At 65.7% G+C, this 13,846-nt stretch carries 16 protein-coding genes; 7 read left to right on the forward strand and 9 right to left on the reverse strand.

Translation table 11 applies throughout. The features are described 5' to 3' along the window. The first annotated feature begins 2 nt into the window (after positions 1–2). Positions 3–506, forward strand: coding sequence for a hypothetical protein (locus I1E95_RS16010; RefSeq protein ID WP_231594706.1), 504 nt, complete (start codon positions 3–5; stop codon positions 504–506). Positions 507–531: 25 nt separating this feature from the next. After that, positions 532–729 (forward strand): hypothetical protein, encoded by a 198-nt coding sequence (locus tag I1E95_RS16015; RefSeq protein ID WP_197163952.1) that lies wholly within the window; start codon positions 532–534, stop codon positions 727–729. On the opposite strand, the gene I1E95_RS16020 is transcribed toward I1E95_RS16015, so the two are convergent. Next, a complete protein-coding gene (locus tag I1E95_RS16020) occupies positions 707–1,111 on the reverse strand; it encodes a PPC domain-containing DNA-binding protein (protein WP_197163954.1) in 405 nt (134 codons plus the stop codon). The genes I1E95_RS16015 and I1E95_RS16020 overlap by 23 nt on opposite strands. Positions 1,112–1,336: 225 nt before the next feature. Between I1E95_RS16020 and istA the strand changes: the two genes are divergently transcribed. Together istA and istB are read left to right on the forward strand one after the other, a co-directional pair. After that, on the forward strand, positions 1,337–2,704 hold the full coding sequence (istA, locus tag I1E95_RS16025) for an IS21 family transposase (RefSeq protein WP_197163956.1): 1,368 nt from the start codon (positions 1,337–1,339) through the stop codon (positions 2,702–2,704). Continuing rightward, positions 2,701–3,564, forward strand: a complete 864-nt coding sequence (gene istB / locus I1E95_RS16030; protein WP_304623244.1) for an IS21-like element helper ATPase IstB — start codon at positions 2,701–2,703, stop codon at positions 3,562–3,564. Before istA ends, istB begins: the two co-directional genes overlap by 4 nt. A 73-nt stretch (positions 3,565–3,637) precedes the next feature. Here istB and I1E95_RS16035 read toward each other — a convergent pair whose 3' ends face one another. The 3 genes from I1E95_RS16035 to I1E95_RS16045 form a co-directional block, all read right to left on the reverse strand. Next, the gene (locus I1E95_RS16035; RefSeq protein WP_231594707.1) at positions 3,638–4,114 is read right to left on the reverse strand and encodes a GNAT family N-acetyltransferase; all 477 of its coding nucleotides are present in this window, start codon (positions 4,112–4,114) and stop codon (positions 3,638–3,640) included. A gap of 81 nt (positions 4,115–4,195) precedes the next feature. Next, positions 4,196–4,564 (reverse strand): AbrB family transcriptional regulator, encoded by a 369-nt coding sequence (locus I1E95_RS16040; protein ID WP_197163960.1) that lies wholly within the window; start codon positions 4,562–4,564, stop codon positions 4,196–4,198. Between the two features lie 54 nt (positions 4,565–4,618). Continuing rightward, positions 4,619–6,952 (reverse strand): ATP-dependent RecD-like DNA helicase, encoded by a 2,334-nt coding sequence (locus tag I1E95_RS16045; protein WP_231594708.1) that lies wholly within the window; start codon positions 6,950–6,952, stop codon positions 4,619–4,621. Between the two features lie 77 nt (positions 6,953–7,029). On the opposite strand from I1E95_RS16045, the gene I1E95_RS16050 reads away from it, so the two are divergent. Beyond that, positions 7,030–7,509: a hypothetical protein gene (locus tag I1E95_RS16050; protein ID WP_231594709.1), complete on the forward strand. Its 480-nt coding sequence runs from the start codon at positions 7,030–7,032 to the stop codon at positions 7,507–7,509. Between the two features lie 68 nt (positions 7,510–7,577). Here the strand turns inward: I1E95_RS16050 and I1E95_RS16055 are convergent, their stop codons facing one another. From I1E95_RS16055 to I1E95_RS16065, 3 genes are all read right to left on the reverse strand, one after another. Further along, complete coding sequence (locus I1E95_RS16055; RefSeq protein WP_197163962.1) at positions 7,578–8,576, reverse strand: RAD52 family DNA repair protein; 999 nt, start codon at positions 8,574–8,576, stop codon at positions 7,578–7,580. Positions 8,577–8,676: 100 nt separating this feature from the next. Continuing rightward, the gene (locus tag I1E95_RS16060; RefSeq protein ID WP_197163964.1) at positions 8,677–9,297 is read right to left on the reverse strand and encodes a siphovirus Gp157 family protein; all 621 of its coding nucleotides are present in this window, start codon (positions 9,295–9,297) and stop codon (positions 8,677–8,679) included. A 53-nt stretch (positions 9,298–9,350) separates the two neighbouring features. Next, on the reverse strand, positions 9,351–9,866 hold the full coding sequence (locus tag I1E95_RS16065) for an SLOG family protein (RefSeq protein WP_231594710.1): 516 nt from the start codon (positions 9,864–9,866) through the stop codon (positions 9,351–9,353). A gap of 251 nt (positions 9,867–10,117) precedes the next feature. Between I1E95_RS16065 and I1E95_RS16070 the strand changes: the two genes are divergently transcribed. Further along, the gene (locus tag I1E95_RS16070; protein ID WP_180667674.1) at positions 10,118–10,255 is read left to right on the forward strand and encodes a hypothetical protein; all 138 of its coding nucleotides are present in this window, start codon (positions 10,118–10,120) and stop codon (positions 10,253–10,255) included. Between the two features lie 52 nt (positions 10,256–10,307). On the opposite strand, the gene I1E95_RS16075 is transcribed toward I1E95_RS16070, so the two are convergent. Then, the gene (locus I1E95_RS16075; RefSeq protein WP_197163968.1) at positions 10,308–10,694 is read right to left on the reverse strand and encodes a hypothetical protein; all 387 of its coding nucleotides are present in this window, start codon (positions 10,692–10,694) and stop codon (positions 10,308–10,310) included. Between the two features lie 498 nt (positions 10,695–11,192). On the opposite strand from I1E95_RS16075, the gene I1E95_RS16080 reads away from it, so the two are divergent. Continuing rightward, positions 11,193–12,392 (forward strand): hypothetical protein, encoded by a 1,200-nt coding sequence (locus tag I1E95_RS16080; protein WP_197163970.1) that lies wholly within the window; start codon positions 11,193–11,195, stop codon positions 12,390–12,392. A gap of 826 nt (positions 12,393–13,218) precedes the next feature. Here I1E95_RS16080 and I1E95_RS16085 read toward each other — a convergent pair. Then, complete coding sequence (locus I1E95_RS16085; protein ID WP_197163972.1) at positions 13,219–13,806, reverse strand: 2OG-Fe(II) oxygenase; 588 nt, start codon at positions 13,804–13,806, stop codon at positions 13,219–13,221. Positions 13,807–13,846: the final 40 nt, after the last annotated feature.

The following is a 13,846-nucleotide window of genomic DNA, read 5'->3' on the forward strand; positions in this document are numbered from 1 at the left end:
CCATGGGTGAGATCGCCGACACCATGCGCTCCGCCCTGCGTGAGCTGGCCCAGGCCGATGCCCGGCTCTATCGCGGTCTGGCGGAGGAGCTGGGCGATGGCGCCACCGCGGTCGAGGAACCCCGCGCCCTGATCCAGCCCGAGGGCGGCGCGCCCGCCACGGAAGCGGAGCTGCGGGCCTTGAAAAACGACACCCTGCAGGAGCTCTGCGCGCAGAGGGGCATCAAGGTGGCCAAGCGCGCCAATAAGGACGTGATGGTGGGCCTGCTGCTGGCCGATCCCAACGGCCCGCCACCCCAGTCCCTGCTGCCCCCTCCCAAGCCCAAACCTCACTCAGGTGGGAAGGGCACGGGTGGCACGAGCAGCAAGGCCGGCACTGCTGAGCTCCAGGCCCTGGAGCAACGCCTCGTTCGTTTGGAGCAACTGGTGCTGCTGATTGCTCAGCAGGTGGGCGTGGCCCCGGAAGCGATCGAGCGGTTGCTGCCGCCGGCTGCTTCGCCAACCTGAAACTCCTCTGCGCTGGTCCCAGCTGATGACGGTGAACCGGGAGTCGCTGGAGAAGCTGGGGCGCTTTCTGCTGCGCGGCCTGCGCATCGGCGCCAGCACGGTGTCGATCGTGGAGCTGCTGCGCAACGACTGGACCGGCGGCATCAGCGCCGGAGTGGCCTGGCTGGTGTTTCTGCAGGTGGAACGGCGGCTGCCGCCCCTCAGCTCCGAGCCTGAGGAGTGATCCGCAGCTCGGGGTAGCCGGTGGCTGGATCCAGTTCGCGGCTGAACTGCCAGTCCGGCAGCAGGCCAATCACCAGCTCGGCGGTGGTGCGCACCAGCGAGCCGGCGCAGAGGTGGCCGCCGATCACTGTGCCCCTGCGGTCGGCCACGGCGATGTGCAGGTGGGCACCATCGGGCGAGAGGGTGCCGGAGAGGCTGAGGATCTCCAGCTCGCCGTTGATCACCGTGGCCTCGGCTGCTCCCGCCAGGCGCAGCTGGGCCACCGACAGGCTCCCCACGGCGCTGATCAGACAGCCGGCCTGCTCCTGTTGTTCGCCCATCCAGGTCTCCAGCGCCTGGCGCAGATCGTCGCCCGGTGTCAGCCGCAGTGGCAGCACCTTCATGGGGTTGGGCCCTCCACCAGTCCCTGGAACATCACCAGGGCGTCCACGTAACCCAGCTGCCGGTGGCGAAAAGCCCCAGGCAGGGTGCCCACCACCTGAAAGCCATTGCGCTGCCAGCAGCGGATGCCGGCGGTGTGTCAGGCGACAGCGAAAACTGGCCCAGATGCGACACGAAATCTGGCCCCCCTCCGCGAGCCACTGATCAGGGCCAGTGCGCAGCCTGCGGTGCTGTCACCTCTGGAGCAGAGCTCCCGGGATGCGGCGTTGGAAACCCCAGAGGATGTCCAGGCGATCCTTGGCCTCACCGCAGCTGGCTGGGGCCGGCGGCGGATCGCCAGGGAACTGGGCTGCTCGCCTGAGACCGTCCGCAAGTACCGGCGGCAGGGCGGCTGGGAGGCCTACGGCAAACCCCGACGGATCGGCGTTCTCGATGGTCAGTACGACTGGCTCAAGGAGCGGTTCCTGGCCCACAACGGCAATGCCGATGTGGTGCGCCAGGAGCTGGCCAGCGAGAAAGGCATCGCCGTGTCACTGCGCACCGTGGAGCGGGCGGTGGAGCCCTGGCGGCAGGAGCTGCGGGCCGCTGCCCTGGCAACGGTGCGGTTTGAGACGCCGCCGGGCAAGCAACTGCAGGCCGATTTCGGTGAGACCTACGCCCGCATCGCCGGCGAGAGGGCCAAGGTGCACCTGTGCGTGCTGACCCTGGGGTACTCGCGGCGGCTGGTGGTGCGGGCCTACCGGCACGAGCGCCAGGTCAACTGGCTGTTGGCGATGGAGGAGGCCTTCCGCCACTGGCGGGGGGTGCCGGCCGAGGTGCTGTTCGATAACGCCCGTGCCCTGGTCAAGGAGCACGATCCGGCTCGCCAGGTGCTGGTGTTCAACGAACGGCTCGATGCCTTTGCCCGCTACTGGGGGTTCCTCCCCAAAGCCTGCCGGCCCTACCGGGCCAGGACCAAGGGAAAGGACGAGCGCGGCGTCGGTTACGTCAAGACCAATGCGGTGGCCGGCCGTGAGTTCGCCAGCTGGGAGGCGCTGGAAGCGCACCTGGAGCGCTGGAGCCGGGAGGTGGCCGATGTTCGCATCCACGGAACGACCGGCGAACAACCGCTCCTGCGATTCCAGCGGGAGGAGGCCGCTGCCCTGCAGCCGTTACCCCATAAGCCGTCGTTCCTGGCGGAACGGGAGCTGGTGCGGGTGGTCCACAACGACGCCTGCGTCGAGGTGGAGGGCAACTGGTACAGCGTGCCCTGGGCGCTGCTCAAGCAGCGGGTGAGCGTGCTGGTGGGGGATCAGCAGGTGCAGATCCGCCATGGCGGCCGGGTTGTTGCCCGGCATGGGCGCGTGGCGGCCAATCGTCGTCATCGCTCCGTGCTGCGGGGGCATTGGGACGGGCTGGTTCCAGCGCCGCAGCAGGACTTGGCCGAACGGTCACTGCCGTCAGCCGATGGCGCGCTCTGCGTTGGGCCCGCCTCCACCACGTCCCCGCCCTGTGGGGGCGGAACGCGGCGGCGGGCACCGGTGGTGCGCAGCTCAGAACTGGCCCGCTCCCTGGCGGTCTATGCCGCCGAGGTGGGCGAGGAGGTGGCGGCATGAGTCCCGCCAAAACCGGTCAACCAGATCGTCGTCAGGAGCTGATGGTCACGACACCGCCGGTCTCCGCCCTGGAGCTCGATGACATGCTCACCCGCCTGCGATTGACCGCGATCCGGGACCAGCTCGACAACCTGCTCGAGGAGGCGGCCCGCAAGGAGCTGAACCTGCGCGAGGCGTTGGCCTGGCTGTGCGCGGCGGAGATCGCCCGCAAGGACCAGCGGCGAATCGCGATGGCGATGAGCATTGCCAAATTCCCGTTCGTGCGGACGCTGGAGGGGTTTGAGTACGAGGCCCAGCCCTCGCTCGATCCAGGCCAGATCCGGGAACTCGCCACCTGCCGCTGGGTCGCCAACGGCGACACCCTGCTGCTGCTGGGTCCGCCGGGGGTGGGCAAGACCCACCTGGCCGTCGCCCTGGGGCGTGAGGCGGTGAGCAAGGGCTACACCGTGCAGTACGTCTCGGCGATGGAGCTGATCTCCACCCTGGCCCGGGCCCACAACCAGACGGCGCTGAAGAGCCGGCTGAGCCAGTACGGCAAGAGCAAGCTGCTGATCATTGACGAGCTGGGCTACCTGCCGCTGGAGCCCGATGCGGCCCACCTGTTCTTCCAGCTGATCTCCCGTCGCTACGAGCGCGGCAGCGTGCTGATCACCTCCAACCGCCCCGTCATGGAGTGGGGCGAGGTGTTCGGTGATCAGGTCGTCGCCACCGCGATCCTCGATCGGCTGCTGCACCACAGCCATGTGCTGACCGTGCGGGGCGACAGCTACCGCCTGCGTGAGAAACGCCGCTCCGGTCTGATCAAGAGCAGCAGTGCGGTGAGGACCATCCCCGCCACCGGGGAGGAAGGGAGCCCATGAGCATCCCGCCCCTCCCCCTCCACCCCCATTCCCAACGACTGATGAGCAAGACCAACCGACGCCGGCCACGGCGTCAACAAGCCGGTGCTACAGCCTCACAGAGTGGGCCAGATTTCGTGTCGCCGGAGGACCAATTCCGGATGTCGCTTGACACGGTGTTGGTGCTCACCACCAGGTTGAACTGCATCGCCCGGAACCCCAGCCGCCGCGCCGCCTGCAGCGAGTGCTGGCACAACCGGCTGCCGATTCCCTGGCGCCGGCAGTTCTCGGCCACCACGTAGCCGGCATTGGCCACATGGGCGCCGAGGGCGAGGGAGTTGGGCCTCAGGTAGTAGGTGCCCACCACAGCACCGGCGGGATCCACGGCCACCATCACCGCCTGGCTCTGCTCCACCCAGGCCAGCTGGGCCTCGGCCTCGCTTATGGCCGGGTCGTGGGGGAAGGTTTCACCAGCTCGGAACACCGGTTCCAGCAGTGCCCACACCGCCGGCCAGTCGCCTGCCTCGTAGGGCCGGATCTGCAGGGGCGTAGTGGGCGCGGCCAGGGACAAGCAGCGAGAGGAGTTGATTGTCTCGTTCAGCTGCCCGGAGGGGGCCATGCACCGCAGGCGCCCTGCGCAGCAAGCTGTCGTTCACTCCTCTTCTGCAGCGCCAAGAGGGATGAGCTTGATCTGCTTGCGGCCCAGCTTGATCTCGAACTCATCGCCGGGCTCCAGGCCCAGCTGGGCGGTATAGGCCTTGCCGACCAGCAGATTGCCGTTGAACTGCACCTTGGTGACGTAGCTGAGCTGCCGGCCCGGTCGGCCCCTGCCGCCACGGCCACCGCCGGCACCAAGGTTCATGCCCTTTCCCTCCAGCAGGGCCTCATAGAAGGCAGTGAAATTCAGGCGCTCCGTGCCGTCCTTCTTGGTGGAGACGTAGCCACAGCCGCGCACCAGGTCGGACTTGGAGGCATCGCCCAGCTCCTTGACTTTGGCGAGCAGATCAGCACCGGTCAGCATGATGAGGGAGTTGGCTGGATCGACAGCTTCTTATTGCCAGACCTGCCGGCCTTGTCAACTGCCGTGGTTGCGATCCATGTCCGTTGAACGCTGTCCCGGTGCCAACCACTCCGCCAGCTTGGTGTAACGCCTGCGGCCCAGGTGGTTCTTCACGGCCATGGCCAGGGCCTTCTTCTGGCCCACCAGCACCACCAGCTGCTTGCCGCGGGTGAGGCCCGTGTACACAAGATTGCGCTGCAGCATCGCGTAGTGCTGGGTGAGCAGCGGGATCACCACGGCGGGGTATTCGCTGCCTTGGCTCTTGTGGATGGTGCAGGCATAGGCGGGCACCAGGTGATCGAGCTCTCCCCAGCCGTAGACCACTGCACGGCTGCCCGCAGTACCCGCCTCGCTGGTGGGAAAGAGCACGCTCAGCTCACTGTTGTCGGAGTCGATGGCGTCGATGGTGCCGACATCGCCGTTGAACACCTCCTTCTCGTAGTCGTTGGCGATCTGCATCACCTTGTCGCCGGGCGCAAACCGCCACCCGAAACGCTCCACCTGCTCGGTGGGATCGGGGTTGAGCAGCTGCTGCAGCTCGATGTTCAGCGAGCGGGAGCCGCAGCCGCCGCGGGCCATCGGGCAGAGCACCTGCACCTCGCCCACCGGATCAAAGCCAAAGCGGGCGGGGATGCGCTCGCCCACTACCTTGAGGATCAGGCTCACCGCCTGCTCAGGTGTTTCGGCCGGCAGGAAGTAGAAGTCGCTGCTCGTGCCCTCGGGTGGGGAGCGCAGGTCGGGGATCGTGCCGGCGTTGATGGCATGGGCGGTGGTGATGATCCGGCTGCTGGCCGCCTGGCGGAACACCTCCGTCAGGCGCGCCACCGCCAGGGCGCCGCTGGCGATTGCATCAGCCAGCACCTGGCCGGGCCCCACCGAGGGCAGCTGGTCGACATCGCCCACCAGCAACAGTGCCGCCTCTGGCGGAACCGCCGCCAGCAGCGCGGCCATCAGCGGCACATCCACCATCGAGGTTTCGTCGACCACCAGCAGGTCGCACTCCAGCGGCAGTTCGGCATTGCGCCGGAAGCCATAGCTGGCCGGGTCGAACTCCAGCAGCCGGTGGATGGTTTTGGCCTCCAGGCCGGTGGCTTCGCTCATGCGCTTGGCGGCCCGGCCGGTGGGGGCGCAGAGCTGGATGCGCAGCTTCTTGGCCGCCAGGATCTGCAGGATGGCGTTGATCAGGGTGGTCTTGCCCACCCCCGGCCCGCCGGTGATCACCAGCAGCTTGCAGGCCAGGGCCAGCTCCACCGCCTGCTTCTGGCTGGCGGCGAGCTGCAGGCCCAGGCGCTGCTCCACCCAGCCGATCGCCTTGGCCGCATCGATGGCGCCCCAGGGCGGTGTTCCCAACGCCAGCTCCTGCAGGGATTCAGCGATGCGGCGTTCGTCGCGGTGCAGGTGGGCCAGGAAGATGGCGGGCTCGCCCGCCAGGGTGTCGGCCACCACCGAGCCCTCGCTGAGTTCCAGGTCGAGGGCGGTTTGGATCAGGGCGGGTTCGAGGGGTTCGCGGCGGCTGGCGGCGGAGGTATCGGTTGGATCCGCCCCTGGTCGCTCCACCGCCAGCAGCTCGCCCGCCAGCTTGAGCAGCTCCGCCGTTGGCAGGCCGCAGTGCCCCTCGCCGCTGGCCTCCAGCAGTGCGTAGTTGATGCCCGCCCGCAGACGGATCGTGGCGGTGGGCTCGATGCCCAGCCGGGCGGCGATGGCATCGGCGGTGCGGAAGCCGATGCCGCGGATGTCGCGCGCCAGGCGGTAGGGGTTCTCCGCCATCACCTGCACGGCGTCATTGCCATACGTCTTGAAGATCCGCACCGCTCGGGCGGTGCCAACGCCATGGCTGTGCAGGAACACCATGATTTCGCGCACCACCTTCTGATCAGCCCAGGCCTGAGCGATGCGGCTGGCCCGCACCTGGCCGATGCCCGGCACCTCCCGCAGGCGTTCGGGGGCCTGCTCGATCACCTCGAACACCTCCGCCCCAAAGGCGGCCACCAGCTTGCTGGCGTAGATCGGCCCGATGCCGCGGATCATTCCAGAGCCCAGGTACTTCTCGATCCCCTCGGCGGTGGTAGGGGGTGAGGAGCGCAGGAAGGCCGCCCTGAACTGCTGGCCGTGCTCCCTGCTGTTCACCCAGGTACCACTGACGGTGACCCACTCGCCGGCGCTGATCTCAGCGGCGTGGCCCACCACCGTCACCAGGTCGCGGTGGCCACGCGCCTTGATGCGCAGGACGCAGAAGCCGTTCTCGGCGTTGTGGAAGGTGACCCGCTCGATCGAGCCGGCCAGCACCTCGGTGGGTTGGGCGGCGTTATCCGGCATTCCGGAGGACTGGCCAGCGATCGGCTTGTTCATGCCTCCCCGCGGTGCCACCGGGCCATGGTTGCAGGCAGCATGAGTGGAACACCAGGGCCGATGCGACCGGCATCGGCATGGCCAGCACCGGTGAGCGACCTCTCATGCTCGACGATGAATCGGATTACGACAGCCGGTGTCAACAGCTCCGCCAGGAGAATGCTGCTCTGCTCGGTGACTTCAGGCGTTGGCTCAAAAAGGCTGGCCTTGGCGAGACAACAATCAGAAGCCATTTCAGCAACCTCGACTTTTACCTGAATCACTTCCTTCTCTACGCAGATACGCTGACGGCTGCTGATGGGATTTGCTACGTCGGAGAGTTTCTTGGCGACTGGTTTATCCACAAGGCGATGTGGTCCAACAAGACAACCGTCAAGGCCAATGCCGCCAGCCTCAAGAAGTTCTATGCCTTCATGGCTGAACGAGGGTTGGTCAAGCCTGAGGAGCTTGCCACGCTGAAACAGCAGATCAAGGACGAGCTGCCGGACTGGCTTGGCGCCGTCGAGAGATACAACGACCCGGATGTTGACCTCCTTGAGGATGGCTGGCCGATCTGAAATGGAATGCGTCCCGCAGCCACAGACGATGTCGTGATGCAGCTGCGGGCTGGTTGCGACCGACGACCTCAACCGGGCTGATGACCAGCCTGGTGCTGCACTAAAAACGCCTCGATCCAGTCGTGGTGTCGCTTCTGCAGGATCCGATCAGCGATCGTCGTGGCCTCCTCAGGGATGGAGAAGCGCTTGCGGAAGCCCTGGGTGAGGGCCTCCAGCAGGGGGCGAGGGAGCTGGCGGATGGCGCCGTGCAGCGTGCGGATCGTGGCCGCATCGAGGGGGAGCAGCCCCGGATCCTGCTGGGCTGCAGGGACAGCAGCCTGAGCCGGGGGCTCTGCCGGTGTCGATGCCCTTGCCTGGTGCTGGGGAGCTGGCTGGCCCTGCCGCGGGTGAGCCATTGGGCGTTCTGGTGCCGCTGAGCTGGTCACCTCCCGCTGGCGCTTGTCGTAGAGCGCCAGTCCAAACGGGTTCCCGAAGGTCATCAATGCCCGCTTCATGGCATCGGTCTCGGCTTCCTTGAGGGCGGATTCATGGGCCTGGCCCAGGTCAACGTCGATGCCGTGGCCGGCGCCGCTGCCCTCCCGAACCAGGGGTGCCAGGCCTCCAGCGGTGACGGTGACGCGCACACGGGCGGTGTAGGTGACGCCCCAGCCCGACTTCTGATCTCGGCTCGTGCCTCTGGCACCGATCAAGCGTTCGGCCTGGGCGACGCAGCGGACGGCGATGGTCTGGCGCTGCCAGCCATCGAAACCAAAGATGCGGTTCGCTTCCGCGATCACCTGCCAGCCTTCGAGGTAGTGGACCTTCGATCGGCCCTGCTCCCGCTGGCGGACGTTGGCCCGATCGAGGGGGGCGGAAAGAGCGGCGAGCTGTTCGGGGGAGAAGCCGGCAGGCGGAGCCTGGGGGGCTTCCGGTGCCGAGGCTGTTGCAGGCTCTGGCGCTGGAGTCTCCACGGCGCGATCGACGGAGCGGATCAGCTCCAGGGCTGAGGGAGGCCTCTGGACAGGACGAGGAGCAGCGGGCCGGCTGGTGGTGCTGGCCCCGTTGGTGGAAGGAGCGGCGACGGTCATGACGGTGGACGCAATGGTGTGAGGAGGAAGGAGAAGGGGCCCGGCTGCACCACCGGAACCCCACATGCCGGGGGCCTATGGCCCCTACGGCCTATGGCCGTCAGTGGATGCGCCAGGAGCGGCGGGAGATCAGCTGGGCGCCGGTGATCTGCTGGCCTGCCTTGAGAGCCGCCTTGATGGCGGTCTTGTCGGCCGAGAAGGTGGTTTTGACGCAGAGCCACTCGGGATCGAGCAGGGCCTCGCTTTCGATCTCGACCGCCTGCGACTTGCGGCTGCTGAGCTCGTGGTTGGGGAACGAGAAGCGGGTGGCCGTGGGCTGCAGCCGCGTGAGGACCAGGACCAGGGAGTCCTCCAGGGCATCGGCCCGGCCGGCGTCGGAGCGGGCCAGCTCGGTGAGCCGCTTGGCCTGCTGCTGGCGGTAGGCGGCCTGGCCGCGCAGGTGCTCGATCACCCAGCAGGTGGCATCGGCCTTGGCCGCAAGGGCGGCCTTGTTGCCCTCTTCTGCAAGCAGGGCAGCCTCGAGCTCGCCGAGGGCCTGGGCGCGACTGTCGTCGTCATCGGTTTCCAGCTGCTCGGCGAGCTGGCCGATGGCGGTGGTGAGCTCCTGGGCCTCGATGCCCAGCTGCCAGAGCGAGCCGGAACGCTGCAGGGAGCAGGAAGGCCCGGCGGCCTGAGGGATAGCCGGGGTGAGAGGCGCGATGGGGGTGGTGAGAACGGACATGGCTTGAACGTGCGAGAAGGAGGAGGACGAGAAGAACGGGGCAGCGGTGCGCCTCAGGCGCCGAGGGGCTCCGGCGAGAAGGGCGGCGGCACTTCCATCACCACCACCGGCACCGGCGAACGGGAGGAGCAGCGGCGGGCCTGCTGCACCAGCGAGGCCGTGCCTGCCCCACCGGGAAAGGCGATCACCAGCACCGAGGCGCTGAACGCCGGGCAGGTGTGGGCCTGGGCCTCCACCAGGGCCTGCTCCAGCAGGAGGCGATTGCGGATCGGCCCGGCAGCACGGCCATGACGGCGCCAATCAGCGGCGAGGGCTTGGACCCGCCAGCCGAGCTGCTGGGCGGCACGGCCGATGGAGCGATCTGCGCCACGGGCCCCGCCATGCAGCAGCAGATGGACAGGCCGGCCACCGCTGCGCTGGAGCAGGGCGGAGGCGATGCGCTCCTGGGGCCAGACGAGATCACGGCCACCAGCGGCGACGATGACGACCGAGCGATGCGCCAGCACCGGCGGCGGCAGGAGATCAGGGAGAGGCAATGCAGCGGCCTGGGCCACTGCAGCAGAGGACAAGCTCATGAGCTACAGAGCAAACGAACGGGGCAAGTTGTCCGAGGATTTTGTTGCCGCAGGCGATGGGCTCGTGGCCTTTGGCGCAGCTCTTATTCTACCAGTACAAACGCACTGAGCAGCGGGCAGAGCGGCTGCGGGGCAATGGATCTACGCAAAGCAAAGCCATGCGCTGATGGATCGGAAAGCTGATAAGCAGACCCGCCAGATTCAGACCTGGATGCCCAACCGGCCGCGCAGCCGCGCGAGGAAACTTGGGGCCTCGCCCCAACCCCTACCGGCTGGAAGCGGCTCCGCTACCGCAGCCGCGGGAGGACAGCCATGCCCGCCACCCCCACACCGGCCCCGGAGCGGAGGGCGGCGGCGGCTGGCCGATGCACGCCACGGCGTAGCCGTGGCACGCTGAAGGACGGCCGCTGCCGACCGGCGCCCTGCGGCGGTTGCTCAGCCCCAGGGAACGTCCAGGAACTCCACCAGCAGCACGCCCCGGTGGGTGCCATGGATCCTCACCAGGCCCGCCTTGGCAGCACGCTCCATGCCAGGACGCTCCTTGCGCACCTGCTCGGCGGTGGCCAGCACCCGAACCCAGCCGCCGGTCATGAAGTTCTCGCTGCCTGTCTCGAAAGCCTGCAGCCGCCGATGCTGATTGGTGTTGCGTTCGTAGCACAGGCCCCCGCCGGTGGGATCCGCGCCCTCTGCCCAGACCTGATCAACCATCAGCTTCCCGATCGCCGGTGGGTCCTGTGCCGCTGCGTCAATGGCCTCACCATCGAGCACCAGCGGGTTGCCCGGGTCCTCGCGGTTGTCGGAAATGATCAGTCGGCTGGACACGACCTCAGAGCCCTTGGAGGATCGGCACTTCAATCCTGAAGGCCGTGAGTCGATGGGGCTGCAGCTGAGCTTTCAGTCTGATGGCGAATGGGAGAGAGCCTCTCCCACCTCGGACAGGGAAGGCCATGCGGAGCGGACGAGAGAGGGAATCTCTCCCCAAATCTCTCCCATCCCCCTTGCTCGATCCTTAAAAAGTCAGTCGGGGCGACAGGATTCGAACCTGCGACCTAGTGCTCCCAAAGCCCTTGAAATCGGGTCCCTCAGACCGGCTGCAATGACTGGGTTTGATGCTCAAAACCATTGCTGTTACTGGCTTTTGTCCTGCCAGTCGATGGCGGGCTATGGCGGCGCGTGCCAAGCTTGGAAGGCGATTCTCTTGCACATTCTCTTGCAAGGGGTGTCGTGCGTGCCTGATTTCCTGGAGCCGTGCCGAAGCCCACCACCGCCCCTCGACCAGCCCGACAAGCCAAGGACCGTGGCTGGGTCGCAGCCCTGCGCTTGTCGCTCACGTCAGATCTGGGGCCTCGCAGTGGCTGGACGGTTTCGGAGATGCGTGGGCGGGTTTTGCTGAACGTTTCCGCGTCTGCCGCCGGTGGTGCTCGCCAGCAGCGGGTTTTGCCATTGGCCTGGGCTGCTTCGGAGCGGCAGACCATCCATGCAGCAGTTCTTGCCATCCATGCCGATTTCAGCGATGGCGTGCCCCTTGATTTAGCCATTGAAACGCACGCGCGAATCCCTTCAGAGGAGACAAGTCTCGTGGGGACTACGGTCAGCGAGGCTATTAATTGGCCGCAGCTGATACAAGCATTCAAGGAGCACAAGCTCAGTAGTGGAGCGATCAAGCAGAGCACTTGGGATGAAATCTACTGGCGGCGTATGGTCGTGATTCTGGATGCGGTTGGAGGCAAGCGACGACCCATCTCATCAAAGCAACTGCTGGAGAGCGTGATTGACTCTTGGAAGGACAGGTCTGGATCGCGTGGTCGTCAGCTACAGGTTCAATTCACAGCTGCTCTTTTGCGCTGGTGCGTCGATTCGGAACGTCTGCCGACATCCTGGGCACCGCCTCTTGATCTCTCTGTTTATGTTGGCCGCAAGCGTGATGAACGAGGGATTACAACACCCATTGATGTTAGCCATGTGCTCGGTTTGGTGGAGGCCATTCCTGATCCGCGTTGGCGATTGGCGTTTCAGCTGATTGCTGCCTACGGCCTCCGGCCAGAGGAACTGCAGCACTTGGAGAGTCGGAAGGGGCAGCTCTGGACGACCTACCAGAAGGTTTCCAGTCGGGGCCGAACCCGATCCAGGATGCTGCGACTGTTGCCCTGCGACGACTGGGCGCAGGCCTGGCAGCTCGAGAAAGCATTTCGACCCGAGCTCATGCCACCGATGCGGCCGGGCCATGGAGCTGAAGACCTTGGCACCTACATGCGTCGCCGGATTCTCTGGCAACAGCTCCGGCGGGAGTATGAGGAGCAAGGCGAGAAACTCGTGCTCTATTCCTGTAGGCACGGCTATGCCCACCGCGCTCACATCATCTGTGAATTGCCGCCCAAGGTGGTAGCTGCTGCCATGGGTCATTCCGTCGAGACCCACTTAGCGGCCTACAGCCGCTGGTGTGGGGACGAAGTGGTGGATGACGCGTTCGCCAAGGCAGCGCGCAGGCTGGAGACTGCGTCAGCCGTGAAGGTGGCCTAATCTCCACCCCAGGGTCCGACCTGTCTCCTACCCATCGGCGGCAGCCTTGGCCGTCCTGATCCGTTATGGAAGAAATGGATGGGACCGAACTGTTCCGCGAGATGTTATTAGACGGTTTTAGGTCTCATTTTGGTCTGACCCGCTGTTGGCGCACCGTTTACTGACCGAGACCGACGTGGGCATTCCTGAACACAAGAAGAAACCCACGGCCACCGTGATGCCGGTGAAGGGATGGCGGTCTCAGTTCGCAACCGTAACGAAATGGCCCTCAACTACGTACCGTCAGGCGACTAGGAGGCGCTGATGAATCTCATGGAAGACCTGGAGTTGGGCCGCGTCGCCGATTCCCGGCTTGCGGATGGGCAGGAGCTGCTGCGGGTCAACATTTTAGCCCTCTGTGTTCGGCTTCCCTTTGCAGACCCTGGAGGGAGTAGTGAAAGCTGATCGCATAGATTCTATTATGAGGGTCAAATCATGGCCATGCCTGCATCGGATTGTTGGTCTCTCCCAGTGCTGACCTCATCCAGAAGGCAGCCGCAGCTTGCATCATCCGCCCATCGCAGCTGGCAAGTTGGCTGCAGTTCAGATAGATGGTGTTGCACCGGTCAAAGTGCAGTCTCACAGGATGCAGTTCACCGCCGCGGGCGAGGCCTTTGAGAGGACCAGGCATGCGAGGTGGCTCCTTCACGCCACACATTTTTGTCGGTGCTTTCCAACAGAATGGAGTCTGGGATGGCCATCCATGCCTCGGCGTAGTGTGTTCCTAACGACGGAACAACCGAGAGAACGTTCAAACCCAGCATCATGGCCAGCCTGCTCGTGCAACTCAAAGAGCAGCATCTGGATAGGCTTCAACGAACCATGTGATCACATACTTCGGGCCCGAGATTGGAGGGCACCCTCGGTGCACATGAGTCCAGAACGGCGGGAATAGCAGGACGCGACCTTCGACAGCAGCAACGGCGTCAGCTCCCCTGAACTGGGTCTCGCCCCCCACCTCCACCGAGTTCAGATAGGCAATGCCAGCCAGCACCCGATTGTCCGGCGGTGTGCTGTCGACATGCCAATCAAAGCCGTGCGAGGCGTCCGTGTAGCACTGCAGGACGAACGCCGTGCGCTTGAGCAAGTAGTGCGATGTGAGCAAATTTAGGGGGAAGTGTCGATCGTCCAAGGCGATCTCATATGCGCGCTCTAGGCACGACTCAAGCGACTGCACCGGTCCCATGACCGAGGCATTCTTGGAGGCCTCGATGTCCCAGTCAATTGAGCGCTTTATCGGGTGGACCCCAAACTCAGTCCTCCCAGAAATACCCTCGCCAGAAACCAGAAATAAAGCAATGAGGCGCCGACACAGCTCCTGTGGCAGAGCCTCGTCGACGATGGCAATGCTACCCGGGAGGCGTTTGAGCTTCATGGGCGGAAACTGTAATATAATGCCTGTGTCCGGACAACGC

The sequence above is a fragment of the Synechococcus sp. CBW1107 genome (assembly GCF_015841355.1).
Classification (GTDB): Bacteria; Cyanobacteriota; Cyanobacteriia; order PCC-6307; family Cyanobiaceae; genus Regnicoccus_A.

Excerpts from the sequence above, each read along its gene's own strand:
- I1E95_RS16060 (WP_197163964.1), bottom strand. The coding sequence starts at position 9,297 with ATGTCCGTTCTCACCACCCCCATCGCGCCTCTCACCCCGGCTATCCCT.
- istB (WP_304623244.1), top strand. The coding sequence starts at position 2,701 with ATGAGTCCCGCCAAAACCGGTCAACCAGATCGTCGTCAGGAGCTGATG.
- I1E95_RS16015 (WP_197163952.1), top strand. The coding sequence starts at position 532 with ATGACGGTGAACCGGGAGTCGCTGGAGAAGCTGGGGCGCTTTCTGCTG.
- I1E95_RS16055 (WP_197163962.1), bottom strand. The coding sequence starts at position 8,576 with ATGACCGTCGCCGCTCCTTCCACCAACGGGGCCAGCACCACCAGCCGG.
- I1E95_RS16020 (WP_197163954.1), bottom strand. The coding sequence starts at position 1,111 with ATGAAGGTGCTGCCACTGCGGCTGACACCGGGCGACGATCTGCGCCAG.
- I1E95_RS16045 (WP_231594708.1), bottom strand. The coding sequence starts at position 6,952 with ATGAACAAGCCGATCGCTGGCCAGTCCTCCGGAATGCCGGATAACGCC.
- I1E95_RS16085 (WP_197163972.1), bottom strand. The coding sequence starts at position 13,806 with ATGAAGCTCAAACGCCTCCCGGGTAGCATTGCCATCGTCGACGAGGCT.
- I1E95_RS16010 (WP_231594706.1), top strand. The coding sequence starts at position 3 with ATGGGTGAGATCGCCGACACCATGCGCTCCGCCCTGCGTGAGCTGGCC.
- I1E95_RS16050 (WP_231594709.1), top strand. The coding sequence starts at position 7,030 with ATGGCCAGCACCGGTGAGCGACCTCTCATGCTCGACGATGAATCGGAT.
- I1E95_RS16040 (WP_197163960.1), bottom strand. The coding sequence starts at position 4,564 with ATGCTGACCGGTGCTGATCTGCTCGCCAAAGTCAAGGAGCTGGGCGAT.